This is a genomic window from Thermomonas sp. (assembly GCF_041919455.1).
GTDB lineage: Bacteria > Pseudomonadota > Gammaproteobacteria > Xanthomonadales > Xanthomonadaceae > Thermomonas.
In genome coordinates this window covers 16,656-42,433 of the sequence record NZ_JAYRTQ010000007.1, presented here as the reverse complement: position 1 = coordinate 42,433, position 25,778 = coordinate 16,656, and the positions used below count along the sequence as shown (strand labels likewise).

At 65.7% G+C, this 25,778-nt stretch carries 21 protein-coding genes and 1 tRNA gene; 14 read left to right on the top strand and 8 right to left on the bottom strand.

The genetic code is table 11. The features are described 5' to 3' along the window. Positions 1 to 124: 124 nt before the first annotated feature. Both ACE3T8_RS06425 and ACE3T8_RS06420 read right to left on the bottom strand, forming a co-directional pair. Positions 125 to 3,298 (bottom strand): efflux RND transporter permease subunit, encoded by a 3,174-nt coding sequence (locus tag ACE3T8_RS06425; RefSeq protein WP_374607783.1) that lies wholly within the window; start codon positions 3,296 to 3,298, stop codon positions 125 to 127. A gap of 102 nt (positions 3,299 to 3,400) precedes the next feature. Continuing rightward, entirely contained in the window at positions 3,401 to 4,591 is a 1,191-nt protein-coding gene (locus ACE3T8_RS06420; protein WP_374607782.1) for an efflux RND transporter periplasmic adaptor subunit, read from the bottom strand. A 240-nt stretch (positions 4,592 to 4,831) separates the two neighbouring features. Between ACE3T8_RS06420 and ACE3T8_RS06415 the strand changes: the two genes are divergently transcribed. Then, on the top strand, positions 4,832 to 7,042 hold the full coding sequence (locus tag ACE3T8_RS06415) for a patatin-like phospholipase family protein (RefSeq protein ID WP_374607780.1): 2,211 nt from the start codon (positions 4,832 to 4,834) through the stop codon (positions 7,040 to 7,042). Positions 7,043 to 7,157: 115 nt separating this feature from the next. On the opposite strand, the gene ACE3T8_RS06410 is transcribed toward ACE3T8_RS06415, so the two are convergent. Together ACE3T8_RS06410 and ACE3T8_RS06405 are read right to left on the bottom strand one after the other, a co-directional pair. Next, positions 7,158 to 7,568: a phasin family protein gene (locus ACE3T8_RS06410; protein WP_374607778.1), complete on the bottom strand. Its 411-nt coding sequence runs from the start codon at positions 7,566 to 7,568 to the stop codon at positions 7,158 to 7,160. 123 nt (positions 7,569 to 7,691) lie between these two features. Continuing rightward, the gene (locus tag ACE3T8_RS06405; protein ID WP_374607776.1) at positions 7,692 to 8,264 is read right to left on the bottom strand and encodes an RNA pyrophosphohydrolase; all 573 of its coding nucleotides are present in this window, start codon (positions 8,262 to 8,264) and stop codon (positions 7,692 to 7,694) included. A 130-nt stretch (positions 8,265 to 8,394) separates the two neighbouring features. Between ACE3T8_RS06405 and ACE3T8_RS06400 the strand changes: the two genes are divergently transcribed. The 4 genes from ACE3T8_RS06400 to bfr all read left to right on the top strand — a co-directional run bounded on the left by ACE3T8_RS06400 (position 8,395) and on the right by bfr (position 9,809). Further along, positions 8,395 to 8,471: transfer RNA gene (locus ACE3T8_RS06400), tRNA-Met, on the top strand. Positions 8,472 to 8,533: 62 nt separating this feature from the next. Continuing rightward, the gene (gene queD / locus ACE3T8_RS06395; protein ID WP_374607774.1) at positions 8,534 to 8,893 is read left to right on the top strand and encodes a 6-carboxytetrahydropterin synthase QueD; all 360 of its coding nucleotides are present in this window, start codon (positions 8,534 to 8,536) and stop codon (positions 8,891 to 8,893) included. A 75-nt stretch (positions 8,894 to 8,968) separates the two neighbouring features. Then, on the top strand, positions 8,969 to 9,172 hold the full coding sequence (locus ACE3T8_RS06390) for a bacterioferritin-associated ferredoxin (protein WP_374607772.1): 204 nt from the start codon (positions 8,969 to 8,971) through the stop codon (positions 9,170 to 9,172). A gap of 163 nt (positions 9,173 to 9,335) precedes the next feature. After that, on the top strand, positions 9,336 to 9,809 hold the full coding sequence (bfr, locus tag ACE3T8_RS06385; RefSeq protein ID WP_374607771.1) for a bacterioferritin: 474 nt from the start codon (positions 9,336 to 9,338) through the stop codon (positions 9,807 to 9,809). A gap of 12 nt (positions 9,810 to 9,821) precedes the next feature. Here bfr and ACE3T8_RS06380 read toward each other — a convergent pair whose 3' ends face one another. The 3 genes from ACE3T8_RS06380 to ACE3T8_RS06370 form a co-directional block, all read right to left on the bottom strand. Next, positions 9,822 to 12,035: an ATP-binding protein gene (locus ACE3T8_RS06380; RefSeq protein WP_374607996.1), complete on the bottom strand. Its 2,214-nt coding sequence runs from the start codon at positions 12,033 to 12,035 to the stop codon at positions 9,822 to 9,824. 50 nt (positions 12,036 to 12,085) lie between these two features. Beyond that, a complete protein-coding gene (locus ACE3T8_RS06375) occupies positions 12,086 to 13,786 on the bottom strand; it encodes an EAL domain-containing protein (protein ID WP_374607769.1) in 1,701 nt (566 codons plus the stop codon). A gap of 88 nt (positions 13,787 to 13,874) precedes the next feature. Further along, the gene (locus tag ACE3T8_RS06370) at positions 13,875 to 14,456 is read right to left on the bottom strand and encodes a DUF4126 domain-containing protein (protein WP_374607995.1); all 582 of its coding nucleotides are present in this window, start codon (positions 14,454 to 14,456) and stop codon (positions 13,875 to 13,877) included. Between the two features lie 101 nt (positions 14,457 to 14,557). On the opposite strand from ACE3T8_RS06370, the gene ACE3T8_RS06365 reads away from it, so the two are divergent. The 5 genes from ACE3T8_RS06365 (at position 14,558) to ACE3T8_RS06345 (ending at position 18,377) form a co-directional block, all read left to right on the top strand. Beyond that, positions 14,558 to 15,274 carry a DUF6776 family protein gene (locus ACE3T8_RS06365; RefSeq protein WP_374607768.1) on the top strand — a complete coding sequence of 239 codons (717 nt, stop codon included), beginning with the start codon at positions 14,558 to 14,560 and terminating at the stop codon, positions 15,272 to 15,274. A gap of 42 nt (positions 15,275 to 15,316) precedes the next feature. Beyond that, positions 15,317 to 15,694: an iron-sulfur cluster insertion protein ErpA gene (erpA, locus tag ACE3T8_RS06360; protein ID WP_374607766.1), complete on the top strand. Its 378-nt coding sequence runs from the start codon at positions 15,317 to 15,319 to the stop codon at positions 15,692 to 15,694. A gap of 52 nt (positions 15,695 to 15,746) precedes the next feature. Then, positions 15,747 to 16,661 (top strand): NAD(+) diphosphatase, encoded by a 915-nt coding sequence (nudC, locus tag ACE3T8_RS06355; protein ID WP_374607764.1) that lies wholly within the window; start codon positions 15,747 to 15,749, stop codon positions 16,659 to 16,661. 20 nt (positions 16,662 to 16,681) lie between these two features. Beyond that, a complete protein-coding gene (locus ACE3T8_RS06350) occupies positions 16,682 to 17,584 on the top strand; it encodes a hypothetical protein (protein ID WP_374607763.1) in 903 nt (300 codons plus the stop codon). Between the two features lie 232 nt (positions 17,585 to 17,816). Then, positions 17,817 to 18,377, top strand: a complete 561-nt coding sequence (locus tag ACE3T8_RS06345; protein WP_374607761.1) for a transposase — start codon at positions 17,817 to 17,819, stop codon at positions 18,375 to 18,377. A 63-nt stretch (positions 18,378 to 18,440) separates the two neighbouring features. On the opposite strand, the gene ACE3T8_RS06340 is transcribed toward ACE3T8_RS06345, so the two are convergent. Then, positions 18,441 to 20,351, bottom strand: coding sequence for an MFS transporter (locus tag ACE3T8_RS06340; RefSeq protein WP_374607760.1), 1,911 nt, complete (start codon positions 20,349 to 20,351; stop codon positions 18,441 to 18,443). A gap of 281 nt (positions 20,352 to 20,632) precedes the next feature. Here ACE3T8_RS06340 and ACE3T8_RS06335 point away from each other — a divergent pair, with 281 nt between their 5' ends. From ACE3T8_RS06335 to ACE3T8_RS06320, 4 genes are read left to right on the top strand one after another with little or no spacing between them, the layout of a single operon-like run. Further along, positions 20,633 to 22,477: an N-6 DNA methylase gene (locus ACE3T8_RS06335; protein WP_374607758.1), complete on the top strand. Its 1,845-nt coding sequence runs from the start codon at positions 20,633 to 20,635 to the stop codon at positions 22,475 to 22,477. After that, on the top strand, positions 22,474 to 23,739 hold the full coding sequence (locus ACE3T8_RS06330) for a restriction endonuclease subunit S (RefSeq protein WP_374607756.1): 1,266 nt from the start codon (positions 22,474 to 22,476) through the stop codon (positions 23,737 to 23,739). Before ACE3T8_RS06335 ends, ACE3T8_RS06330 begins: the two co-directional genes overlap by 4 nt. After that, positions 23,736 to 24,827, top strand: a complete 1,092-nt coding sequence (locus ACE3T8_RS06325; protein WP_374607755.1) for a hypothetical protein — start codon at positions 23,736 to 23,738, stop codon at positions 24,825 to 24,827. The genes ACE3T8_RS06330 and ACE3T8_RS06325 overlap by 4 nt, the downstream gene beginning before the upstream one ends. Beyond that, complete coding sequence (locus ACE3T8_RS06320; RefSeq protein WP_374607753.1) at positions 24,824 to 25,744, top strand: DUF5655 domain-containing protein; 921 nt, start codon at positions 24,824 to 24,826, stop codon at positions 25,742 to 25,744. Before ACE3T8_RS06325 ends, ACE3T8_RS06320 begins: the two co-directional genes overlap by 4 nt. Positions 25,745 to 25,778: the final 34 nt, after the last annotated feature.

The following is a 25,778-nucleotide window of genomic DNA, read 5'->3' as shown; positions in this document are numbered from 1 at the left end:
GAATCAGGGACGAGTGAAGATAGTCGACGGGAAATTCACTCTGACCCCATTTCCATAGCCGGCACCTTCGCCGCAAAAAAACGCCCGGTTTCCCGGGCGTTTTCATTTCCTCTCGGCAATCCGATTAACCGTGTTGCGGCTCCGGCGGCGGCAGGCCGTCCACCGCCTCCGCGTCCACCTTGCGGTCGTGTGCATGGTCGCGGGCCAGGTACAGGTAGAACGCCGGCAGCACGAACAGGGTGAACAGCGTGCCGATGGTCATGCCGGACACGATCACCACGCCCATCGAGAAGCGCGAGGCCGCGCCGGGGCCCTTGGCGATCAGCAGCGGCACCATCGCGAACACCAGCGCTGCGGTTGTCATCAGCACCGGGCGCAGGCGGATGCCGGTGGCTTCCTCGATCGCCTCGCGCTTGGACATGCCCTGTTCCTGCAGCTTGTTGGCGAACTCCACGATCAGGATGCCGTGCTTGGAGATCACGCCCACCAGCGTCACCAGGCCGACCTGGGTGTAGATGTTGATGCTCATCCCCGGGAAGGCCTCGATGCCGCTGAAGCTCAGCACGTTGGCAACCAGTGCCAGCACGTTGAGCGCCAGCAGCGCGCCGCAGATCGCCATCGGCACGGTGAGCAGCATGATCAGCGCGTCGCGGAAGCTTTCGAACTGCGCGGAGAGCACCAGGAAGATCACGATCAATGCAAGCGCGAGGGTCAGCAGCATCGCCTGGCCTTCCTGCTTGAACTGGCGCGACTCGCCGGCGTAGTCCACCGAATAGCCCTGTGGGAGCACTTCCTTCGCGGCCTGGTCGAGGATCGCCAGCGCCTCGCCCTTGCTCACGCCGGGGCGCGGGGCGAAGGTGAGCGACACCGCATTGAGCTGCTGGAAGCGCTTCAGCGATTGCGGCTGGGTGCTTTCGGTGAGGGTGACGATGGTGGACAGCGGGATCAGCTCGCCATCGCGGGTGCGCGTGTAGTAGTTGTCCAGCGCGCTGGCGTTGAGGCGATCGCTGCGCTGCACCTGCGGGATCACCAGGTAGGAGCGATTCTGCATCGCGAAGCGGTTGGAGTAGCCGCCCGACAGCATCGCCGCCATGTCCGCGGCCAGCGTGCGCATGTCGATGCCGAGCGTCGCCGCCTTGTCGCGATCCACGTTGACCTGGATCTGCGGCTTGTCGATCTTCAGGTCCTTGTCCAGGAAGATGAAGCGCTTGCTTTCCATCGCCTTCATCAGGATCTGGTCCGCCAGTTCCGCCAGCTGGCTCAGGTCGCCGACGCCGCCGATGATGAACTCGCCGCCGCCGGCACCACCGCCCGCGCTGGGCAGCGAAGGCGGCACCAGGGCGAACACGTTGAGGCCGGTGACCTGCGACATCTTCGGTTGCAGGTCCTGCTGCAGCACCTGGTTGGTCGAACGCGTGCGCTCGCTCCACGGCTTCAGCACGAAGCCGGCCATCGCGCTGGGGCTGGCGCCACCGCCGCTGCCGCCGAAGCCGCCGTTGAACAGGAAGTAGTCCTGCAGCTCGGGGACGGTATTCACTATCTTGGCGATTTCTTCGGTGTAGCGCTCCACGTAATCCAGCGTCGCGGTGGGATCGGCGCTGGCCACCGAGAAGATGAAGCCCTCGTCTTCCAGCGGCGCCTGTTCCTTGGGCGCGCCCATGTAAAGGAACGCGCAACTCACCAGAACGATCAGGCCGAACACCGCGACCACGGACTTGGTGTCCATCGCGCCATGCAGCTTGCGCTGGTAACCCAGGCGCAGCTTCTCGAATTTCTCGTCCAGCCACAGCTCCAGCTTGCCCTTCGGATGATCCGGATCGTGGGCGATCAGGATCCGCGAGCTCATCATCGGCGTCAGGGTCAGCGCGATCACGCCGGACAGCAGCACCGCGCCGGCCAGGGTGAACGCGAACTCGGTGAACAGCACGCCGGTGAGGCCGCCCTGGAAGCCGATCGGCAGGTACACCGCGATCAGCGTCGTCGTCATCGCCACCACCGGCCACGCCAGTTCGCGCGCGCCGCGGATCGCGGCGTCGAACGGCGTCATGCCTTCTTCGATATGCCGGTGGATGTTCTCCAGCACGATGATCGCGTCGTCCACCACGATGCCGATCGCCAGCACCATCGCCAGCAGGGTCAGCAGGTTGATGGTGAAGCCCATCAGCAGCATCAGGAACAGCGCGCCGATCAGCGACAGCGGGATCGTCACCGCCGGGATCAGCACGCTGCGGAACGACCCGAGGAACAGGAAGATCACCACGATCACGATGATCATCGCCTCGATGATCGTGCTGATGACCTCGTTGATCGCGTCCTGGATCGCCTCGGTGCTGTCGTACGGGATGGTCGCCTTCACGCCCTGCGGCAACTGCGGGACGATTTCGCCGTCCCACACCTTGCGCACGTCCTTGATGACGTCCAGCGAGTTGGCATCGGGGGCGACGAAGATGCCCATGAAGGTTGCGGATTCGCCGTTGATGCGCACCGAGGTGCCGTAGCTCTCCGAACCCAGCACCACGTCGGCGATGTCGCCCAGCCGCACGATGGCACCGCCTTCCTCGCGCACCACCAGCTTGCGGAATTCCTCGGCGTTGCGCAGGTCGGTGCGCGCAGTCATGTCGATCGCGACCATCTGGCCCTTGGTCGAGCCCACCGCGGCCAGCACGTTGTTCGAGGACAGCGCGTTGGACACGTCGCTGGCGGTGACCTTGTAGGCGGTCATCCGGTCCGGCTTCAGCCAGATGCGCATGGCGAAGGTGCCGGCGCCGAGGATGTCCGCGCGCTGCACGCCGTCGATGGTGACCAGCTTCGGCTGGATGACGCGGGTGATGTAGTCGGTGATCTGATTGTTGTCCAGGGTCTCGCTGGCCAGCGACACGTACATCGCCGCGATCTGCTGGCCTTGCTGCAGGTCGATCACCGGCGCTTCGGACTCGGCCGGCAACTGGCCGCGCATCTTGTTGACCTTGGCCGAGATCTGGGTGAGCGCCTCGTTCGGGTCGCGGTCCAGCTGGATGTAGGCCTGGATCGAGCTGATGCCGGCGGCACTGGTCGACGTCAGGTAGTCGATGCCCTCGGCGCTGGCGATCTCGCGTTCCAGCGGGGTGGTGATGAAGCCCTGGATCAGGTCGGCGTCGGCACCGAAGTAGGTGGTGCTGATGTTGACGACCGCGTTGCGCATTTCCGGGTACTGGCGCACGTTCAATTCGCTGAAGGCGCGCAGGCCGAACAGCAGGATGAACAGGCTGACGACCAGCGCCAGCACCGGTTTCCGGATGAAGAGATCGGTGAATTTCATGGTTTTGTTCTCCCGCTCGGCCACGTACGGCGAGGGTCGGTGGGACGCCCGGCGATCCACCGGGCGTTCGACGATTCAGGCGGTGCGATCAGCGCGGGCGCATCAACGGTTTTCCGGCGTCGGGCTGGCGTCGGCCGACGGCTGGATGGCGTCGTTGATGGTGACCTCGGCATCGTTGCGCAGCTTGAGCAGGCCGCTGGTCACGATCTGCTCGCCGGCCTTGAGGCCGTCGGTGACCACGATCAGGTCGCCCTGGGTCGCGCCGGTCTTGATGAAGCGCTGGGTGACGATGAGCTTGTCGCCGGTGAGATCCTTGCCCTGCATGTCCTTCTCGCCCGGCTTGCGCGGGGTCTTGCTGATCACGAACACCGCGTTGCCGTACGGGTTGAAGCTCACCGCGGTCTGCGGGATGACCAGCACGTCGCGCTCGCCGCCCAGGGCGAAGCTGACCTTGGCGAAACTGCCGGGACGCAGGGCGCCATCCGGGTTCGCGAACGTCGCCTGTGCCTTGAAGTTGCGCGTGCTCGCATCGACCAGAGGCTCCACCGCGGTGACCCGGCCGTCGAAGGTCTGGCCCGGCAGCGCATCCACGCTGGCGCGCACCGCGGTGCCTTCGATCATCTTGCCGATCTGCTGCTCCGGCAGGCTGAAGTCCAGGTAGATCGGATCCAGCTGCTGCAGGCTGACCATCGCCGCGCCCGGCGCGACGTACTGGCCCAGGTTCACCTTGCGCAGGCCGAGCACGCCGGAAAACGGCGCGCGGATGGTCTTCTGCGCGATCAGCGCGCGCTGCGCCTCGACCTGCGCGCGGGCGCTCGCCGCGGCGGCGACGCGCTGTTGCACGTCGTCCAGCGAGACCAGCTTGTCCTTGCCCAGCTTCTGCCAGCGCTCCGCCTGCACGTTGGCCAGCTTGGCCGAGGTTTCCAGCGCGGCGAGCGTGGCTTCCTCGTTGGCGGCGTTGAGGCGGAACAGCACGGTGCCGGCGGAGACGCGCTGGCCCGGCTGGAACTCGATCGCGCGAACCACGCCTCCGGCCTCGGTGGTGATGTCGGTGCCGTTGATCGCCACGAACGTGCCCACCGCCTCGCCGTTGTCGGTCCAGCGCTGGGTCTTGGCGACATAGGAACTCACCGCGACGGCCGGCTGCGGCATGTTGTCGAAGAAGTTGTTGGTCTGCTTGGCGAAGAACGCCTTGATCGCGAACACGCCACCGAACACCACGGCGACCCCGACCAGCATCAGGACCCAGCGAAGGGTGGCGTTGGGTTTGCGCTTGGCGGGGGATTTGGACATGGGGAGGCCTCGGATCTTGGCTATATTGAACTGTTCAGTGCAATATTGTGCCCGTGAATGCGATCAGGACGCAATCGTGACTGACGACAGGGTGGCGCTTGCATGTGTACGAATGACGCGCGACGGCCGTTCTTTTCGACAGCGATCCGCCGATTAAAGTACGGACACACGCGGAGCAGGAGCGGCACGATGGGGACACAGCGGCGTCGCACATGGCGAGACGCGGGCAATCGGTGGGCGATGATCATCGCGCTGGGCGGCATGCTCGCGATTCCGTGCGCCGCCAGCGCGGCTCCGCCGGCACAGCCGGATCCGGACTGCGTGGGCGTGGTGCTGGGCGGCGGCGGTGCGCGCGGCATCGCCCACATCGGCGTGCTGAAAGTGCTGGAGCGCGAGCGCATCCCGGTCTGCGCGGTCAGCGGCACCAGCATGGGCGCGATCGTCGGCGGGCTGTACGCCACCGGCTACGACGCGGCGGAACTCGAAAAGATCGTCGGCGCGATCGACTGGGCCGGGATGTTCGTCGACGACCCGCCGCGCCCGGACTTGCCGATGGAGCGCAAGGACGAGGATTTCCGCCACCTGCTCGATCTCGAGATCGGCTACAAGGATGGACGGCTGGGCTTCCCGGTCGGCCTGGTGCGCGGGCAGAAGCTCATGCTGCTGCTGCGCCGGCTCACCCTCTCGACGTGGCGCGCCGAGGATTTCGATGCGCTGCCGATCCCGTTCCGCGCGGTGTCCGCGGACATCGTGACCGGCAGGAAAGTGGTGTTCGCCGATGGCGACCTGGCCCTGGCGATCCGCGCCAGCATGTCGGTGCCGGGCGCGTTCGCGCCGGTCAAGGTCGGCGACCAACTGCTGGTCGATGGCGGCATGGCCGAGAACGTGCCGATCGACGAGATGCGCGCGATGGGCGTGCCGCGGATGGTGGTGGTCGATGTCGGCTCGAAGCTGCTGGGGGCGGAGGGCCTGACCAATCCCGCAGTCATCCTCGACCAGATGATCACCGCGCTGATGACCGAGAAGACCGAGCGCAGCCTGGCCACGCTCGATGTCGGCGACGTGCTGATCCGCCCCGAGCTGGGCGACATCACCTCCGGCCAGTTCAATCGCACCGCTGAAGCGGTCGCGGTCGGCGAGCGCGCCGCCGAGGCGATGCTGCCGCAACTCCGGCGCTATGCGGTGTCGGCAGAACGCTATGCGGCGTTGCGCGCAGGCCAGCATCGGCGCGATTTCGACCCGGGCCTGGTCGCGTTCCTCGACGTGGAGCCCGGGCATACGCCGTCGGCGACGCGCCACGTGGCCTGGGCCACCGAAGGCCTGGTCGGCAAGCCGTTCGATGTGGACAAGGTGGAGCACGCCGTTGGCCGCGCCTACGGCGATGGTCGCTTCGAGCAGATCGGCTATCGCCTGGTCGAGCGCGACGGCCAGGCCGGGCTGGAGGTGATCCCCACGCAGAAGCCGTGGACCGCGTTCGGCCGCATCGGCCTGCAACTGGACGACAATTTCAACGGTCGCAACAACTACCTGCTGTCCGCGGAGCTGACCTTCAACGATGCGAACCGCATCGGCGGCAAGTGGCGCAACCTGCTGCAACTCGGGCGTGTCACCGGGCTGCGTTCCGAATTCGTGCAGCCATTCGGCGAGGCCGGTGCCTTCTACATCAAGCCGTCGCTGGAGATCCGCGGCGATTCCTTGCCACTGTCGGTGGATGGCCAGCAGGTGGCCGAATACCGATTGGTGCGCCGGCAACTGGACATCGAGGCGGGGTATTCGCCGTCGCCGCACTGGCGGATCGGGCTGGCTGCGATCGGCGGCCGCGACCGCGCGCGGCGGATCGTGGGCGATCCAGGCCAGTTCGTGGGAGGCGCCGAATCCTTCGCCGGCCTGCGCGTGAATGCGACCTGGGACACCCTGGACAGCGTCAGCTTCCCGACCACGGGCCTGCGCGCCACCGCCGAACTGGTCTCGCTGCATCCGTGGGGCGGCACTACCCTGGACGGAGAGGTCATGCGGATGTCGCTGGACTGGGCCTATTCCAGGGATCGCTACCACCTGCTGCTGGGCACGCGGTTGGCCAGCGCGCTGCAGGAAGACGGCTTCTTCCAGGCGCAGACCTTCCTCGGCGGCTTCCTCAACCTGTCCGGCTTCGGCGAGCGCTCGCTGGTCGGCAACCAGGCCGCACTGGCGCGCGCGGTGCTGTACCGGCGGGTCGGCGACACCACCCGCATCTTCGCCATGCCGATGTTCGTCGGCGGCAGCCTGGAGGCAGGCAACGTGTGGGATCGTCGCGACGACGTGGATTTCGGTTCGCTGGTGGTCGGCGGCAGCCTGTTCACCGGCTTCGACACCCCGCTCGGTCCGATCTTCCTGGGCTATGGCCGCAACCAGACCGGTGCCGATTCCTGGTATCTCAGCTTCGGCTCGCTGCTGCGGCAGGAACCGAAGTAATCCCCCGCCGAGGCCATTCGCCGAGGCAATAAAAACCCGGCAGACGAGCTGCCGGGTGGGGGGTCGCAGGGCCCGAGGGAGGGGGCGTGCCCTGCGATGTAACGCGGTGCCGCGATTACTTCTTCGAAGCGGCCTTGGTGACCTTCTCGACTTCGGCGGTCGCCTGCGCGGTCGCCTTCTCGAACTGGCCCTTGGCCAGTGCGCCGATGGCTTCGTTGGTCTTGACGGTGTTGGCGAACACTTCCTGCGCGGTGCCGAAGCTGCGCTCGGTGGCGGTGCGGGCGATCTGCACGCCCTTCGGCATCACGCTCTTGAAGCCCTCGACGTCACGCACGTCGATCAGCTCGTTCCAGAACGCGAATGCGGCGGTGGTGTTCTCTTCGAACGTGGCCAGCTGCAGGCCGAACGCCTTCTGGGCGTTGTCGATGGCGAGGCGGTTGGCGTTGGCGGCAACGTCGGCGAACTGGCTGGTCGCCTTAGTGAACTGGTCGTTGAACTGGTACATGGCGGAATCCTGCTTGGTCACGCCGGCAGGGATTGCCGGTTTGTGCGATGCAACATAACCCGGGAAATGTTGCGATGCAACATCGAGCCGACGAACGGTTCCCTGCAGTTCATCTTCGTGGCAACCAAGATCCGCGCGCGCGGCCTAGCCGGTGCCGCCACGCCTGTTGCCCAGCAACGCCGGTCGACCGGTCATGACCGGCGCAAGCTCCGAGTCCGGATGCGGCACCGCATCGACCCCCGCCACCGCGCGTGCATAGGGCGCAAGGTGGTTGAGTGCCCGCGCGTACACGCTGCGCTTGAAGGTCACCACATGCGCCATCGGGTACCAGAAATCGACCCAGCGCCAGCTGTCGAACTCGGGTTTGTCGGTCAGGTCGAGCCGCAGGTCGGCGTCGCCTCCGCGAAACCGCAGCAGGAACCACACCTGCTTCTGGCCGATGCAGACCAGTCGATCCTGGCGGCGCACCGCCCGGGCCGGCAATCGATAGCGCAGCCAGCCCGGCGTCACCCCGAGCACGTCGACATGTTGCGGAAGCAGGCCGGTTTCCTCGCGCAGTTCGCGATACATCGCCTCGAGCGGGGTCTCGTCGGTGTTCATCCCGCCCTGCGGGAACTGCCAACCGTCCCGGTGCACGCGCCGCGCCCAGAACAGCCGTCCATCCTCGTGCATCAGCACGATGCCCACGTTGGGGCGAAAGCCGTCCGGATCGATCACGATCGGACTCCCGAGATGCCGGGGCAATGCCCTGATGCTTCGACTCTGCCAGCGCGGCAGGCGGTGGGCAAGCGATGCGGGGCGGATTGACGCGCCCCCGCCGGACATGAATAATTCCGGGTTCTGCGCCGGCTATGTAGCTCAGCCGGTTAGAGCACAGCACTCATAATGCTGGGGTCGGTGGTTCGAGTCCACCCATAGCCACCACGGCGCAGCGCGCAACCCCGCCATCGGCGGGGTTTTTCGTTTCTTTCCCGCGGGATGCCGGCATGGACATCTTCAAGGTCTTCACCATCGAGGCCGCGCACCGGCTGCCCAACGTGCCCGAAGGCCACAAGTGCGCGCGCGTGCACGGGCATTCGTTCCGCATCGAACTGCATGTCTCCGGCGAGCCGGATCCGCATTTCGGCTGGATCATGGATTTTTCCGAATTGAAGGCCGCGTTCCAGCCGCTGTACGACCAGCTTGACCATCATTACCTCAACGACATCGACGGCCTGGCCAACCCGACCAGCGAACGCCTGGCCACGTGGATCTGGGACCGGCTGAAGCCGGTGGTGCCGATGCTGTCGGAAGTCGTGGTGCACGAGACCTGCACGTCCGGCTGTCGCTATCGAGGCCCGGCCTGAGCGCCGAACTGCTCAACGATTGACAATCATTCGCGTTTGAGATCAAATCGCGTCATTGATCTTGCGAGTGGTGCGATGTACGTCTGCATCTGCAATGGCGTCACCGAACAGCAGGTCCGCGATGCCGCTGAGGCCGGCTGCGCCTCGGTGGCCGAACTGACCATGCGTACGGGTGCCGGGGCCAACTGCGGTTCCTGCATCGGCCTGGCCTCCGAGTTGCTGGATGAGCACCACGCGCGGCGAGCCTTGCCGCTGCCGATGCTGGCACAGGCCGCCTGATCGTATCTCCCGCCGCGCGTTCCGCGCCGGCAATCGATCCGCGACGGTCTCCACCAGGACGGAATCCGCAACAACGCGAGGCATGATGCGGACGATTCGCGTTCCGTCATCGATCGTCCGCAGGCGCTAGATTGCCCGCACTCCACGCACACGGATTGCAGCCATGAAGGGCGACGCCAAGGTCATCGAATTCCTCAACAAGGCGCTCTACAACGAGCTGACCGCGATCAACCAGTACTTCCTGCACGCCAAGATGCTGAAGAACTGGGGCCTGAAGGAACTGGCCGAACACGAGTACCACGAGTCGATCGACGAAATGAAGCACGCGGACACCCTGTCCGAGCGCATCCTGTTCCTCGACGGCCTGCCCAATTTCCAGGCGTTGGGCCGCCTGCGCATCGGCGAGAACCCGCTGGAAGTCCTGCGTGCCGACCTGGCCCTGGAACTCGAGGCCATCCCGTTGCTGCGCGAGGCGATCGCGCATTGCGAAACGGTCAACGACTACGGCAGCCGCAAGCTGTTCGCCGACATCCTGGTGTCCGAGGAAGAGCACGTCGACTGGATCGAAACCCAGTTGTCGCTGATCGAACGGATCGGCGAGCCCAATTACCTGGCGCAGCAACTCGACAAGGGCTGACCGCGCGGAACCTCAGGTCTTGTCGAGCTGCGCCTGCAGCGCGGCACGGACCTGGGCGAATTCGCCGACGATGCGCGCCACCGCGGTGGCCGGTTGGGTCAGGGTGCCGTCGCGTGCGCCGTGTTCGAGGTCGCGCGCGGCATCGGCGAGGGTCGTCGCCCCCACGTTCGCGCTGGACGACTTGAGGGTGTGTGCCGCCACCCGCAATGCGATCGGGTCGTTGCCGACCGCGGCACGCTCCAGTTGGGCGATCAGCCGCGGCGCGTCTTCCAGGTAGACCGCGATGATCTTGTCGACTTCGCCGCCGAGTACCTCGCGCAACTCGTCGAGGACCGACGCATTGATCACCACCGGCGATCGTGCGGCGATCTGTTCGATCGGCGGCAGGGTAGCCGGCACCGCCAGGCTGACCCCGCGCCAGCGTTCGATGCAGCGCTCCAGGTCGTTGCGGGTCACCGGCTTGGCCAGGTAGTCGTCCATGCCGGCGTCCAGGCACTTCTGGCGATCGCCGGCCATGGCATTGGCGGTCATCGCCACGATCGGCACCCGGTGCTCGGCGTTGCGCTGCTGTTCCAGCTCGCGCCAGCGGCGGGTCGCGCTGTAGCCATCCAGCACCGGCATCTGGCAGTCCATCAGCACCAGGTCGAAGCCGCCGGTTTCCAGTTTCTCCAGCGCCACCTGGCCGTTGCCGGCGGTGTCGCATTCCGCGCCCAGGACCTGCAGCAGGCGCTGCGCGACCATCAGGTTCACCGGATTGTCCTCGACCAGCAGGATTCGCGCCTTGCGCTCCGGGTCGGGCGCGGGTGCCTTGGCTGCCGGTGCCGGATGCTGGTCGTGGCGCGCCCAGGACACGCCGGAGGCCGACAGCACCGAACGCAGGTCGGCATCTTCCGCATTGCGCGGGATCACGATCGCCGAGACCGGCAGGTCGAGCGAGGTGGCATCCTCGCCGCGCAGGTAGACCAGGCGCGCATCGCCGTACTGGTTCTTGCGCTCCATGTTGCGCGACAGCGAGACGGCGGTACTGCGGATGCTGCCCAGGTCGGCCAGGACCACCGAGTACGACCAGGGCTCGCCCTGCGACGAGGCCTGGCGCAGGCGTTCCAGCGCGTCGTGGGTGTTTTCCACCGCGGTGACCCGCAGCCCCCAGTTGGGCAACAGCAGGGTCAGGCGCATGCGCAGGCGCTGGTCGGTGGTGATCAGCAGCACGCGGCCGCCGTGCAGTTCTTCCGGCTGCGAAGGCATGTCGCCCTGGACCTTGAGCAACGGGATCTCGAACCAGAAGGTGGAGCCGTGGCCGACTTCGGATTCCACGCCGATGCGGCCACCCATCAGGGTCACGATGCGCCGGCAGATCGCCAGGCCCAGGCCGGTGCCGCCGTACAGCCGGGTCGTGGACGCATCCGCCTGGGTGAAGGCGCGAAACAGCTTTTCCTGCGCGGCGGGTTCGATGCCGATGCCGTTGTCCTGCACCTCGAAGCGCAGCTGGTGCTGGGCGGCGGTCTCGCGCAGGCGCTTGACGTGCAGGGTGATGCTGCCGCGCTCGGTGAACTTGACCGCGTTGCTGATCAGGTTGCTCAGGATCTGCCGCAACCGCACCGGGTCGCCGCGCACCGGCAGGCGCACCGACGGATCGATGTTGAGCACCAGGCGCAGGCCCTTGGCCTCGGCGGTGCGCTCCATCAGGGTCAGCACGCTCTGCATCAGTTCGCGCAGATTGAAGCCGGTGGTTTCCAGGTCCAGACGGTCGGCTTCCAGCTTGGAGTAGTCGAGGATGTCGTCGACGATGCGCAGCAGTTGCTGGGCGGATGCGGTGGCGGTGCGCAGCAGTTCCTGCTGGTCCGGGGCCAGCCGGGAATGCGAGAGCAGGTCGAGCATCGGCACGATGCCGTTGAGCGGCGTGCGGATCTCGTGGCTCATGGTGGCCAGGAACTCGCCCTTGGCCATCACCGCCGACTCCGCCGCCTGCTTGGCCTTGGTCAGTTCGTCCTCGAGCTGGGTGTGGCGGTTGATTTCCTGCTGGAGCGCGCTGATCTCGGCCGCGCCGCGGCGGTTGAGGTCGGTCTGGTCGTGCAGCTCGCGCTCGCGCCGATGTTCCGCGAAGGCCATCGCGGTGCTGCCGAACAGGGCCAGGAAGGCGAGCACCAGGGCGGTGCCCTGCCAAGGGCCCTGCACGCCGAGCTGGGCGGCGAGCAGCGACAAGGTCGCACCCCCTGCCGCGCCCAGCGCCAGCCAGCGGGCGGTGAGGAGGTTGAAACCGCGTTCGTCGCCGGAAGTCACAAGGTTGCGTGCTGGAAGTCGAAGTCGAGGGCCTGCTCGGCGCGTTGTACCAGATTGCCCTGGATGAAATCGATGCCGCCCATCCACAGCGCGGCTGCCGCCTGCGGATCTTCCACCGCCTGGCCGATCACCTGCAGGCCCAGGCGGTGCGCGCGGTCGATGACTTCGCGCATCTCGTCGCGCAGTTCCGGCGGCAACGGCTGGCGGGCGAAATCCGCGGCCAGGCGCAGGTAGCCCAACGGCAGTTGCTGCAGGAGCATGTCGGCATCGGTACCGTGGCGGTACTGGCTCAGGCAGAACTGCACCCCGGCCGGGACCATGCGTTCGCAGAACTGGCGCAGCAGCATCGAATGCACCAGCGCGTCATCCAGGCGGATGTCGACCACCAGCGAGGTACCTTCGACACTGGATTGCTCCAGCGCGTGTACCAGCCAGCCGGAGTAAGCGTCCTGCGCCAGCGTGCGCGGCGACTGCGAGACGAACAGGCGCATCGGCTTGCTCTCGGCGCGGCGCTTCTGCAGCAGCACCAGTGCGCGCTCCATCACCCAGCGATCCAGCGCGGGCAGCAGCCCGGACGCTTCGGCCACCGGCAGGAAATCGCGGGCCATCTGCTCCACGCCCTGGGCGTCGCGCATCCGCACCAACACCTGGAACTGCGCGTCCTCGCCGCCGGCGACCGCGACCACCGGCTGGAAGGCCAGGTGGACCAGGTCGGCTTCGCCGGACAGCGACGCGCGCAGCGCATCGGCGATCCCGCCGGTGGGCGGGGCGAGTTCCGGTGGCGGTACGTAGGCGGCGATGCCGATCACCTGCTCGCGCGCGTTGCGCACCGCGTCCTCGGCGGCGGCCAGGACCGCGCCAGCATCGGCGAACCCGTGCGAGAGGGCCGTGTAGCCGATCGCGCAACGCAGCCGCAGCGGTTCCTTGTCGACGTGGAAGTCGTGGTAACCGATGCCGTCGCGCAGGGTGCGCGCATACGCATCGAGCTGGCTGGCCGGCAGGTCGGGGGCCAGCACCAGGAAGGCGTTGTCGCTCAGCCGCGCTGCGGCCTGGCCCTTGGCGATGGTGCCCAGCAGGCGGCCGGCATCGTTCATCAGCGACTCGAAACCGGCGTAACCGTAGCGGTTGCGCAGGGCGATGGCGTTGCCCATTTCGACCAGCAAGGCGCCGCCGGTGGTCGACGGGATGCTGGCACCGAGCTTCTGCATCAGCACCGGGCGGGTGAACAGGCCGGTGACCGGATGGTGCTCGGGTTCGGACACGACCTGGCGGGTCTGCGCGGCGCGCGCGCGGCGCACCCGGCTCTGCACCGCGGCGATCAGGTGGCGCGGCCGCACCGGCTTGAGGATGAAGTCGTCGGCACCGTGCTCGAGCACTTCCAGCTGGCGTTCCGGATCCTGGTCGCCGGTCAGGAACACCACCGGGATCTGCTCGAAGCGCGGGTGCTCGCGGATCTGCACCGTCAGGGTGGTGCCGCTGGTGCCCGGCATGTGCAGGTCCATCAGCACCAGGTCGGGCGCGAACTGTTCCATCGTGGCCATCAGCCGCTCGGGGGCTGACACGACCTCCGCCAGCATCCCGGCGCCACGCAGGATCGCTTCCGCGAACAACGCCTGGCTGCGGTCATCCTCGACGATCACGACCCGGTAGGGATCGGTCTTGTCGGTGTCGGTCGCCGGTTCGGCGGACATGGTCATGGTTTCCCCCTGCAAATGCCGTCGCAAGCGGCATCCGTTGCACGATTCTGACGTGAAAAACAGCGTTTGGCGGCCATTCCGGGCATGCTCAACCGGCCTGCAGCCGCGGTCCGCGGCGGAACAGCTTGCGCCACAGCCACCAGACCGACGCCGCGAACAGCAGGCTGATCGCGACCACGATCAACAAGGCTAACCACGGATGGGTGAAGGCCAGGGCGAGGCCGCCGACGACCGCCGCGTCCTCGGTTGCCGAGGCGGTCCAGTTGCTGACCGGTTCCGGCGAGGTGTTGAGCAGGGCGCGCGATCCGGCCTTGATGACATGGCTGGTCAACGCCACGCCGGCACCGGTGGCGAGCATGCCGGCACCCAGTTCGCCGTCCGGCGACATCGCCGCAGCGGCCAGGAAGGCGCCAACCGGCACCCGCAGCACGGTATGCAGCAAGTCCCAGATCGAGTCCACGCCGGGAATCTTGTCGGCGAAGAATTCCGCCGCGGCCAGTGCACCGGAGGTGCCCAGCACCCACATCGACTGGGTGGCCTGCAGCGCATCGGGCAACTGCAGCCAGCCCAGCGCGCCGGCCAGGCCCACGCCGAACACGGTCAGGTACACGCGCACGCCCGCCAGCCAGGCCAGCAACACGCCGATGGCGAACAGATGCGATTGTTCCAGCTCCATCGCGCGGTCCATGCGACGCCCGCTGGCGTCTTCCTCCGCAGTCTATACGGCGCTGCGGCTTGACGCAGGCTCCGCGGCGGTGCGATACCGGGTGGATGTCGACCCCGCACGCCCCGCACCACCAGCGCGACACCGGCCATCCGCGCATGGCCCTGCTGTTGCTGGTCGTGGCGGCGGTGGCGTTCGGCGGCTGGGGGGCGTGGCGCAGCTTCGGCCCGCAACCCGCCAACGCGGGCGAGCGCCTGCGCGACCAGGGCGACCGGATCGAGTCGCTGGAACAGCAGGTGGCCACGCTGACCCGCTCCGACCAGATCAGTCGGCAGGCCAATGCCGACCTGCAGGGCACGCTGGCCGAGCGCGACGAGGAGATCGCCAGCCTGCGCGCGGACGTGGCCTTCTACGAGCGTTTCGTCGGCGCCACCGCGCAGCGGCATGGCCTGAGCCTGCACGAACTGGTGCTGGAGCCGCAGCGGGATCCGCAGCTCTGGCATTTCGTCGCCACCCTCACCCAGAACCTGAACCGCGGTGCGGTCAACACCGGCCGCCTGCAGTTGTCGGTGGAGGCCAGCGAAGACGGGCGCATGCGCAAGCTGCCCTGGAGCGAACTGCGCCAGCAGCAGGACGCACCGGGCGTGGCGTATTCGTTCAAGTACTTCCAGCAGGTCGAAGGCGACATCGTGTTGCCGCCCGGGGTCAAGCCGGTACGGCTGATCGTGCGGCTGGTGCCGGCCTCGGGTCCGCCGGTGGAACAGAGCCTGACCTGGAGCGATGCGACTGCGCCGGCAGGTGCGACCCCGCCCGCCACGCGCTGACCCACGGTTGAATCGCGCGCCATCGCGCCCCATCCTGAGCGGATGGAACAGACCCACGCCCTGCCGACCATCGCCGACCTCGCGCCACCGGCCGCGCCCTTGCAGTTCACCGCCGCGGCCGCCGCCAAGGTGCGCGAATTGATCGCCGAGGAAGGCAATGCCGCGCTCAAGCTGCGCGTCTACATCCAGGGTGGCGGTTGCAGCGGCTTCCAGTACGGCTTCGAGTTCGACGAGGGCCAGAACGAGGACGACCTGCCGATCGTCACCGATGGCGTGACCCTGCTGGTCGACCCGCTCAGCCTGCAGTACCTGATGGATGCCACCGTCGATTACACCGAGTCGCTGACCGGCGCGCAGTTCGTCATCCGCAACCCGAACGCGAAGACCACCTGCGGCTGCGGCTCGTCGTTCACGGTGTGAGCAAAAAAATGGTGTCAGGGACATTTTTCTGGCATCAGGTCCCAACCGAAATATGTCCCTGACACCATTTTCCTTTGTCGATGGCGCGCTCGATCGCGCCGACCATCTGCGTGGCGATGCCGAGGCACTGCTCGGCCTGTGGCCGCAGGCGCAGGTCATCGTCCTGGATGCCGACGGCCGCGCCTTCGCCGATGGCGGCCGCACATGCCTGGCCTTCGATGCCGCGGTGCTCGGCAATGGCCCCGGCACGATGACCTTCCTCGGCCTGCGCGATGGCCAGGCCTGGTTCTTCGCCGATGCCACGACAGTTGATGTCGTCGCGCCGGAGCGCGTCGACCTGCGCCGTGCCGCCGCGCACTGGCCGGGCTGGCAGGCCACCCTGTTCGCGCAGGCGCGCGCCCTGCAGCACTGGCACCAGCGGCATCGCCATTGCAGCGCCTGCGGCGGCAGCTTGCGCTTCGTCCGCGCGGGTTGGCTGGGACAATGCCAGGCCTGCAACAGCGAGCACTACCCGCGCACCGACCAGGCGGTGATCGTCGCGGTCACCGATGGCGAGCGGCTGCTGCTGGGTCGCCAGGCGAGCTGGCCACCACGGCGCTGGTCGGTCGTGGCCGGCTTCGTCGAACCCGGCGAAACACTCGAACAGACCGTGGTCCGCGAGGTGCGCGAGGAAACCGGCGTGCGCGTGCATGCGCACACCGCGCGCTACGTCGCTTCGCAACCGTGGCCGTTCCCGGGTTCGCTGATGCTGGGCTTCATCGCCGATGCGGAACCCGATGCGCCCGTTGCCGAGGAAGAACTCGAAGCCGCGCGCTGGTTCAGCGCCGAAGACGTGCGTGCCGGCCTGGCCAACGATTGGGCGAGCGCGGAGGCGGAAGGCGAAGGCATCGTGCTGTCGTCGCCGATCTCGATCGCCCGCCACGTGATCCGCGCGTGGCTGGCGGAGCACGACGCTCGCGCGCAGTGAGCACGACGTAGAATCCGGCGATGTCCGCCACATTGCTCGCCGTCATCATCGCGCTGGCCATCGGCCATCTCGCGCCGGGCGTCGCCAACGGCCTGCGCCAGTTCGGCTGGTATCGCAGCTGGCTGCAGTGGCTCAACGCGCAATTCCCCGAAGGCAGCCTCTGGCGCGGGCCGTGGGGCATCGCGCTGGCACTGGTCGTGCCGTTGCTGGTTGCGGGTCTGCTGCAGGTCGCGCTGGACCAGCCGCTGTGGGGCTTCGTCGGCCTGCTGTTAGACATCGTCGTGTTGTTCTGGTGCTGGGGACCGCGCGATCTGGATCTCGATGTCGCTGCGGTGCTCGACGCGCCCGATGCTGCATCGCGCCGTCTCGCCGCGGCACGCCTGTATCCGCCCGGTGTCGATGCGCCACTCGATGGCGCGTCGCTGGTCGAGGCCGTGTTCCGCAACGCGCTGCGTCGCTGGTTCGGCGTGCTGTTCTGGTTCTGCGTGCTGGGCCCGTTCGGTGCGCTGCTGTATCGCCTCAGCGCGCTTGCCGCCGAACAGGACGCCGACGCCCTGCCGCACGAGACGCTGCAAGGCGCGCGGCTGTGGTTGTCGGTGCTGGAATGGCCGGTGACCCAGCTGATCGCGCTGGCGCTCGCCTTGGTCGGCAATTTCGACAGCGTGCTGTCGGCATGGCGCGAGGACAACGCATTCGGCCTCGACAGCCGCCTGCTGGCGAATGCCGCCCGCGCCAGCGTGCGCAGTGAGATCGCCGAGGAAGTGGCCGACTACACGGAGTCCGGCATTCCGGCATCGACCGCACTCGCCGAAGTGTTCGGTGAACTGCCGGAACTGCGCGATGCGATGAACCTGGCCTGGCGCGTGCTGGTGCTGTGGCTGGCGGTGATCGCGCTGTTCGTGGTGGCGGGCTGGGTGGGGTGATTTTCCGGTTCCAGTTCTTTTGAGCCTGGCTCTTGTGGAATGGGCTCCAGCCCCGATGCGCCGGTGCCTTTGGACCAAGCGGTCCCACTCCACATGTTTCAGCGCTCTTGTGGGAGGGGCTTCAGCCCCGATGCTCTAGCCAAAGTCCTACAGCCTCTTGCTCCAATCTCCCACCCGAGTTCGAGCAGATGGCTACTCCCTGATCAGCACCCCACGCAGCACGATGTGCAGCATGACGCCTGGCTATGCCGCATTACGCAAAGGCCGCCGCTCGATGCCTGGCCACGCCTATCTGGTGACCTTCGCCACCCGGCAGCGGCGCCCTCATTTTGCGAATCAGGTCGTTGCGTTCGACGCCTGCCGTTGGCTTGCAGCGGATGCCGCGTGGCGCGATGCCAAGCTCCTGGCGTGGATACTCATGCCTGACCACTGGCATGGAATCCTGCAGCTCGAAGCATCGGCTGATCTCGCGGAGAGCATCGGCGCAGCGAAAGGGAGGGTTGCGCGCGGTATTCGCGCGAAGTACCCGCATCTGGGTGGCGTGTGGCAGGACGGATTCCACGATCAGATCATTCGCGGAGAGCGCCACCTGCGACAGGCCGCGCGGTACATCGTCATGAATCCCGTGCGGGCGGGCCTCGTCAAGCGGGTCGGCGACTATCCCTACTGGGATGCGATGTGGTTGTCAGCGCCTATTGGGAACGAGGTCGGAATCAGGAGCATCGGGGCTGAAGCCCCTCCCACAAGAGCAGCGCAAGGCTCCCTCCCAGGCTCGCTGGAGCATCGGGGCTGAAGCCCCTGCTACGAGAGCACTACAAGGCTTCGCTTTTGTGGGAGGGGCTTCAGCCCCGATGCCCTAAGCCGCCTCCCCGCGCAATTCGCGCACCTTCGCTTCCAGCAATTCCGCCGTCGCCGTCGCGCCCTCCACCGGCTCGCCAGCCACCACGTCCACATGCGCACGCAGGCGTCGCGGCACGCGCATGCGGTCGAACGCGCTGCCTTCCTTCGCATTGGCGCGCCGGCTCCACATGCTGCCCCACATGTTTTTCAGCGCCATCGGCACTACTGTTACGGCGCGACGTTCCAGTATCTTCTCCACGCCGGACTTGAAGGGCGCGATGTTGCCGTCCTTGGTCAACGCGCCTTCGGGGAAGATGCAGACCAGTTCGCCCTCGGCCAGCACCGCATCGACCTCGTCGAACGCGCGCTGCATCAGTTCCGGGTTCTCGCGCGCGCCGGCGATGGGGATCGCCTTCGCGGTCTTGAAGATCCAGCGCATCACCGGGATGTTGAAGATCCTGTAATACATGACGAAGCGCACCGGCCGCGGGATCGATGCCGCCAGGATCAACGCGTCCATGTAACTCACGTGATTGCAGACCAGCAGGGCCGCGCCTTCGTCCGGTACGTTCTTCTCGATGCCGTGCAGTTTCAGCCGGTAGAGCGTGCGCACCAGCAGCCAGCTCAGGAAGCGCATCAGGAACTCGGGGACGAGGCTGAAGATCCACGCGGCGACCACGATGCTGGCGATGCCCAGCGCCAGGAACACCTGCGGGATGCTCCAGCCCAGGAGCTGTTGCAGGGCCACGCCACCCAATGCCGCGGCGACGATGAAGATCGCGTTCTGGATGTTCATGCCGGCGATCACGCGCGAGAGTTCGTCGCGCGGCGTGCGGCTCTGGATCAACGCAAACAGCGGCACCACGAAGAATCCGGAAAACAGGCCGATGCCCGCCAGGTCCAGCACCACCCGCCACGCGCCCGCCTGTTGCAGGAACCCCGCGACATCCAGCCCCTTCGCCGCGATGGCCGGCGCGAAACCAAGATGCACGATGCACGCGCTCATGCCGATCGCGCCCAGCGGCACCAGGCCGATTTCGACCGTGCGCGCGGACAGTTTTTCGCACAGCAGCGAGCCCACGCCCACGCCGATCGAGAACACCGCCAGCGCGAACACATACAACGTCGGCGTGCCGCCCAGGTGGGTCTCGGCGTACACCGGCAGGTTGCCGGTCAGCACGGTCCCGGTGAACCAGAACCAGCTCACCCCCAGGATCGAATTGCGCACCGCCACTTGCTTGCGCGCGAGCTTGAGGATGGCGATGGACTCCGGGATCGGGTTCCACTGCACCTTCAAGTCCGGCGCGGACGCCGGCACCGCCGGGATCATCCGGCTCAACACGTTGCCGGCGATCGCCAGCAGGATCACCGCGACCGCCGCGGCCTGCGTGCCGTGCTCGCCGGCCACGGTGAAGATCAGCCCGCCGAACAGCATGCCCAGCAACACCGCGATGCTGGTGCCCATCTCCACCAGGCCATTGCCGCCGGTCAGTTCCTCCGGCTTCAGCACGCTCGGCAGGATCGAATACTTCACCGGCCCGAACAGCGTGCTCTGCACGCCGGTGGCGAACAGCGCGACCAGAAGCACGCGCATGTCCTGCAGCAGGAAGCCCACTGCCGCCAGCGACATGATCGCGATCTCCATCGCGGTGGTGATGCGGATCAGCTTCGACTTCTCGGTGCGCTCGGCGAACTGCCCGGCGATCGAGGAAAACAGGAAGTACGGCAGGATGAACACCGCCGGCGCCAGCTGCGTGTAAGTGCCGCGCGTGGACTCGTCCAGCAGCCCCGCCGCCGCCATCACTCCCAGCAGGCCGATGATCGCCTGTCGGAACACGTTGTCGTTGAACGCGCCCAGTGCCTGCACCGTGAAGTACGGGAGGAAGCGGCGCTGCTTGAGCAGGTCGAACTGGCTGTGGCCGGACATGCGGGGCTCCGTTGGATGGGCGGAGGATAGCTCCTCTTCCCCTCTCCCCTTGTGGGAGAGGGTGCCCAAAGGGCGGGAGAGGGGTGCTCTTCCATCCATCCAGAAGCGCGCACCCTACGGGCGAGAGAGTGGCTGCTTTGTGGGAGGGGCTTCAGCCCCGATGCGCCTGCCGTCGTGGGAGAGAGTGGCGCGAAGCGCCGGGAGAGGGGTTGCTCGTCCCCAACCAGTCCATCTCACTATGATGAAGCAGCCCGACCTGGGCGCCTCAGAACCCCGGATCCATGAACCAAGCGTCCCTCTCCAGCTTCATCTGGTCAGTCGCCGACCTGCTGCGCGGCAACTTCAAGCAATCCGACTACGGCAAGGTGATTCTGCCGTTCACCGTGCTGCGTCGCATGGATTGCGTGCTGGCACCGACCAAGCAAAAGGTCCTGGCCGAAGTCGGCAAGCAGCAGGCGGCTGGCGTCAATCCCGCACCATTCCTGCTGCGCATCTCGAAGGTGGGCTTCTACAACACCTGTCCGATGGACTTGCGCGCCGTGCTGGGCGACCAGGATCACGTGAAGCAGAACCTGTACGCCTACCTCGACGGCTTTTCACCGGAGGCGCGCGACATCTTCGACCGCTTCGACTTCCACACCCAGGTGGAGCGGCTGGCCAAGGACGGTCTGCTGTACCTGGTCGCGGAGAAATTCGCCAACATCGACCTGCACCCGGATCGCGTGGACAACGCGCAGATGGGTCACGTGTTCGAGGAACTGATCCGCAAGTTCGCCGAACTCTCCAATGAAACCGCCGGCGAGCACTTCACCCCGCGTGAAGTGATCCGTCTGATGGTCAACCTGATCTTCATCGAGGACGATGACGTACTGACCCCCGGCAACGCCGTGGTCCGCACCGTGTACGACCCCACGGCCGGCACCGGCGGCATGCTGTCCGTCGCCGCCGAGCATTTGCTGGCGCACAACCCCGCCGCGCGCCTGACCCTGTCCGGCCAGGAACTCAACGACGAGTCCTACGCCATCTGCAAGGCGGACATGCTGATTCGCGGCCAGCCGGTGGAGAACATGGTGGCCGGCAACACCCTGAGCGAGGATGGCCACGCCCATCGCAAGTTCGACTACATGCTGTCCAACCCGCCGTTCGGGGTGGAGTGGAAGAAGGTCGAGAAGCAGGTGCGTGCCGAGCACGAACAGAAGGGCTTCGATGGTCGCTTCGGGCCCGGCCTGCCGCGTGTGTCTGACGGTTCGATGCTGTTCCTGCTGCACCTGGTGGCGAAGATGGCGCCGGTAGTGAATGGCCAGGGCGGCAGCCGCTTCGGCATCGTGCTCAATGGCTCGCCGCTGTTCACCGGCGGCGCGGGCAGCGGCGAAAGCGAGATCCGCCGCTACCTGCTGGAGAACGACCTAGTGGAGGCCATCATCGGCCTGCCCACCGACATGTTCTACAACACCGGCATCAGCACCTATGTCTGGATCGTCTCCAACAAGAAGCCGGACGATCGCCGTGGCTGGGTGCAGCTGATCGATGCCAGCAGCTTCTGGCAGAAGATGCGCAAGTCGCTGGGCAGCAAGCGCAAGGAACTGGGCGACGCGCACATCGCCACCATCACCCGCCTCTTCGGCGACTTCGTGGAGGCTGAGCGCATCAGCGTGCTGGATGCAGACGGCAAGGAACTGGAGCAGCGCATCGTCACCTCCACCGAAGACGCGCCGGACGCGCCAAAGGATGGACGACTCAAGCGCGTGCCGATCTCGCGGATCTTCCGCAATGAGGACTTCGGTTACACCACCATCACAGTGGAGCGCCCGCTGCGGGACGAAGCGGGCAACATCGTGCTGGGACAGAAGGGCAGGCAGAAAGGACTGCCGCAAGCGGACAGCAGCCTGCGCGATACCGAGAATGTGCCGCTGGAGCAGGACATCCGCGCTTACTTCAAGCGAGAGGTGCTGCCACATGCGCCGGATGCGTGGATCGACGAGACAAAGTCGAAGGTGGGCTACGAGATTCCGTTCAACCGACACTTCTACGTGTTTGAGCCGCCGCGGCCGCTGGAGGTGATTGATGCCGAGCTGAAGGAGGTGTCCGCGCGGATCATGCGGATGCTGGGGGAGTTGGCGGAATGAGTCTGCCGAGGTATTCGGAGTACAAGGACAGCGGAGTGCCGTGGCTCGGTGAGGTGCCTAAGCATTGGGACGTTGCGCCCTTCAAGCGTCTCGTCGAGTTCCAAAACGGGTCCGATCACAAGCCTATTGAAGTTGAAGATGGTTATCCGGTTTACGGCTCTGGTGGAGTTTTCGCCTATGCCAGTGAATACATGCACGACGGCGAGTCGGTATTGCTAGGCCGTAAAGGCACCATTGATCGACCCCTCTATGTCACCGGCAAGTTCTGGGCCGTTGACACGATGTATTGGACGCACATTGCGACGGATGCTTGCGGGAAATTTTGCTACTACGCGGCGCTTTCGATTCCGTTCTCGTATTACTCGACGAACACTGCGCTGCCAAGCATGACGCAGGGCGCTCTCGGTGCGCATTTGATGGCGTTCCCAGACAAAGAAGAGCAAGTCGAAGTTGCAGCGTTTCTCGACCGCGAAACCGCCAAGATCGACGCCCTGATCGCAGAGCAGGAAACGCTGCTGGCGCTGCTGGCCGAAAAGCGCCAGGCCACCATCTCCCATGCCGTCACCCGCGGCCTTGATCCTGATGTGCCGATGAAGGACTCTGGCATTGCGTGGCTCGGGGAGGTGCCGGCGCATTGGGAGGTTGTTAAATGCGGGCGCTTTCTGTCGGTTCTTTCAGGATTCGCGTTCCCTTCCGTTGGTTTTGATCACAGCGGCAGCGGCACGCGTTTATTGCGCGGAGCGAACGTCGGAGTGGGCGCTCTCCGTTGGGACGATGTGGCTTACTGGGAACGAACTCCAGGTGATGGTCTTGACGAATATGAGCTCAAGGTTGGTGATCTCGTTCTCGGGATGGATCGACCATTGATCTCTGCGGGAATGCGCGTGGCGCGAGTCCGTGAATCCGATCTTCCTTGCCTCTTGCTTCAGCGCGTAGCATCGCTCCGAACGAGCGCTGGTCTACTTGCTCCATTCTTGATGCATTACTTGTCGACACCTATGTTCGTGGCGCACTTCTCTCCGGAGACAACAGGTGTCAGCGTGCCGCATATCAGTCCCGACCAGATCACTTCATTCGTGATCGCCATTCCACCGGTGACTGAGCAAACCTGCATTGTCGAACACCTGCGGCATGAGCTAGAGAGGATGGATTTTTTGCATGAAAACGCTAGGCGTGCGATTGACTTGCTGACGGAGCGCCGCAGTGCCCTGATCGCCGCCGCCGTCACCGGCAAGATCGACGTGCGGGGTCTGGCCGCATGAAACTCGAAGGGTGCAACGTCTGGCAACACGCCGCCGGCGACGACGACCGTAATTACGTCGACCTGTGCCTGAAGTGGGGTGTGATTCTCAACGGACCTGGACATCTGGGTCGTTGGCCGGATTGCAGCCGGCTCCTGCACGACGAGGGCTGGTCAGCAAAGAAGCTCAGTGATCTGCGTCGCTTCAGTCAGGACATGCAGGACGGCGATATCGTGGTGCTGCGCCTTGGCACGAAGGTTGTTGCTGCCGTCGGTGTTTTGATTGGTGGTTATGAATGGTGCGATGCCTTCGGCGATGTCGATGGTTGGGTCTTGCAGCACGTCCGCCGTGTGCGCTGGTACTGGGTCGGCCCGCAAACGTTCGAGACCTACGCCCTGAAACTCGGCGACACGACACAACTGCTGGGCGAGGGCGCGGTTCGCGCGTGGCTGGATTCGCTGCAGCCGAACTGTCCGGTCGATGCGGTCCTGCCTGCATTGCCGTATCTGGCAGGTGGACAGGAGATCGACTATTCCCGGATCTCCGAGTTCCTTTTTGATCACGGCGTGGCCAGTGCGTCGATCACCCGCTTGATGGATGAAATCGGTGAGCTGACGCGCATTGCACGCTGGTATGGAAGGGCGCAGGGCAAGAAGCCCTCAGAGCACGAAACAGTCGCCTATCTCGTCGTCCCTTTGCTCCGCGCACTTGGCTGGACGCCGCAGCGCATGGCGATCGAATGGAACTATCTGGACGTGGGGCTGTTCGACAGCCTGCCGCGGAGCGACGAAACCCTGCAGGCCGTCGTCGAAGCCAAGAAGATGGACAACGCATGCTTGTCTGCGAAAGCGCAGGCCGCAGGCTACGCAGAGAAACGGCCCGCGTGTCGCCGGGTGATTGTCACGGACGGCATCCGCTACGGCGTGTACGTGAAAACGGAGGGCGGTGCGTTCGATCTCTATGCGTACCTCAATCTTTCACGCCTGCGTGATGAATATCCAATCTATCCGTGTCACGGTGCGGAGGAAGCGCTGCTCGCAATGTCACCCGACTGGAGGCCCGGCGTCGGAATGAAAGTGCTGGCACAAACGCCAAAGGACAACCTGTGAGCGACCTCCAACTATTTCGCCTCACCGCCGGTAAGGCCACCGAACTTCCCGGCCGCGCAGCCGCCATCGAAAAGCAACTGCAATCTCTGATCGAAGCGCAGATGCCCGCCTTCCTCGGCGTGCGTTTTCTCGCCAGCGAATACGCCACCGGCAAGACCCACAAGGGCCGTATCGATTCATTGGGCATCGACGAAAACAACTGCCCGGTCATCGTCGAATACAAGCGCCACAGCAACGAGAATGTCATCAACCAGGGCCTGTTCTACCTGGACTGGCTGCTTGACCATCAGGCCGAGTTCCGTTGGCTGGTGATGGAGACATTCGGCAAGGAGACCGCGGAGGCCATCGATTGGGCAGGCACGCGATTGCTCTGCATCGCCGCCGACTTCACACGCTACGACCAACACGCCGTGCAGCAGATCCCGCGCAACATCGAACTGCTGCGTTACAAACTGTTTGACGATGACCTGTTACTGCTGGAATTGGTCAATGCGGTCAGCGTGGCCGATGTCACTGCGGCGAAGCCGGGTACGGAACAGTCGGCCCAGTCCAAGTCGGGCGGCAAGGACAAGAGCTTCGACGAGCAGTACGCGGGCGCGCTGCCAGCGACACGCGCGGTTTACGACGCGCTGGCATCTCATGTGATGGCGCTGGGGGATGACGTGGTCGAACGACGCCTGAAGTTGTATATCGCCTTCCGTCGGCTGAAGAACTTCGCCAGCGTGGTCATGTATCCCAACAAGATACTGGTGATGCTGAAGCTCGATCCCGATACCGTGGTACTGGAGGATGGTTTCAGTCGCGACGTGCGCGAGATCGGCCACTGGGGTACGGGCGATCTGGAACTGACCGTGCGCACGCTGGCCGACCTGGTGAAGGCCAAGCCGCTGCTGGAGCGCAGCTACCGCGAAGGTTGAGGAAGTAACGGGGGTTCCCGTCCTGGCGCTTGCC